Source organism: Bifidobacterium sp. UBA744 (assembly GCA_002298605.1).
Taxonomy (GTDB): Bacteria; Actinomycetota; Actinomycetes; order Actinomycetales; family Bifidobacteriaceae; genus Bifidobacterium.
In genome coordinates this window covers 37,329-38,699 of record DBKS01000045.1, presented here as the reverse complement: position 1 = coordinate 38,699, position 1,371 = coordinate 37,329, and the positions used below count along the sequence as shown (strand labels likewise).

The window sequence follows — 1,371 nt, the reverse complement described above, 5'->3', positions numbered from 1 at the left end:
GGGGGTATGACCGCGTGGCGGTCATACCCCCACCATTGTGCATATTGGCGGTCGTCGGATTGCCGGATGCGCTTTAGCCGGCGGCGAACAGGCGCGCGGCTTGCATCTCGGCGTCGGAGTAAACCATCGACGCCTGTGCGAGCGCCTGCTGAATCGATTCGAGCGACTGCTCCATCTGCTGCTGCGCTGCCTGCCATTGCTGCGCGACTGAGCTGAACTGCGTTGCCGCGCCGCCCTGCCAGACTCCCTGCAGTGCGTTGAGATTGGCGTACATGCCCTGCACGGCTTGGCGGATTTGCTCAACCGATTGCTGCACGGCGGCGCTTGATGATTGGATCTGTTCGGAATCCACGGAATATTGCGGCATGATGGTTCCTTTCGTCGGTGGTGACGGGTCTGCGTCAAAGACCCGGAACTGTTGGGAGAGGCGACGGTCCGGACGGCCGCTAAGGTTGAGCATATGACAATTCGAATGAATGGGGTCGTGCGGTCGACGGATGTGGCCGAATGTGCCCGGGTAAACGTTGGTGCTGCGTGTCGGGCCTTCGGGGCTCCCGGATGCGGGCAATCCGCGGCTGATGCCGTTTTCGTCGACGGCGTCCAGCCTATGGGCGGCGTGTCGAGACCTCGGTCCCGGTGCGCGTCGGTCGCACGGATGATGCGGCGCGTCGCCGTGGCCCTGGCGGCGTTGGCGCTTGCCGTGGCGGTCGTCGGTGTAATGCCGGAGTCCGGTTCAAGGGGCGTTTCGCTCCCCATCGTTCCCACCGCCATGGCCGATGACGCGACCCCGTCGCAGGACGCCTCATCGCAGGACGATGAGACCCAGATGACCATCACCGACTCCATCACCGATACGGAGAACCTGCTGGGCGGCGATGCGGCGTCGGTCAACGATGCCATCAATAAGACCAAGGCGGAAACCGGCGTATCCGTCAGGCTGCTGTATCTGCCGAACTTCAGGCAGGGCGTCGATCCGGAGCAATGGGCTTCCCAGACCTTGGAATCCACGTCTCCGGAGCCCAATACGGTGATGCTGGCCGTCGCGACCCAAGACGGCAATCTGGTGGTTGCCGTCTCGTCGAATTCGGATGAGTGGCTGAAGAAAACCGCGACGGTGGACCAGCTGTCCGAAGCGGCCGTCGGCCCCATTCTCGCCAACCAATCCGATCCGGATTGGCCGGGTTCCGCCAAGGCGATGATGGAGGCCATCAAGAAGGCGAAGACCACCAGCACCTCATCCGCCGCCACCGCAATCGGCATATGGGTATTTGTCGCCGTGCTGGTGCTCCTTGTCATGGCGGGAGTCGTGTTCTTCATACTGCATCGTCGCCGTGGTTCGCGACACGGCAGCAAGCACGCCGGCAAGCGCGC

The 1,371-nt window shown here is 63.2% G+C and carries 2 protein-coding genes; one reads left to right on the top strand and one right to left on the bottom strand.

Annotation, left to right across the window (positions count from 1 at the left end; translation table 11 throughout):
- Positions 1-73 precede the first annotated feature (73 nt).
- Positions 74-367, bottom strand: a complete 294-nt coding sequence (locus B2994_RS04715; protein WP_291527220.1) for a WXG100 family type VII secretion target — start codon at positions 365-367, stop codon at positions 74-76.
- A 288-nt stretch (positions 368-655) separates the two neighbouring features.
- Between B2994_RS04715 and B2994_RS04710 the strand changes: the two genes are divergently transcribed.
- Positions 656-1,371: TPM domain-containing protein (locus B2994_RS04710; protein ID WP_291527219.1), on the top strand; the 716-nt coding region annotated here is incomplete at its 3' end.

Coding starts and splice junctions, on each gene's coding strand:
- B2994_RS04715 (WP_291527220.1), bottom strand. CDS start 367: ATGCCGCAATATTCCGTGGATTCCGAACAGATCCAATCATCAAGCGCC.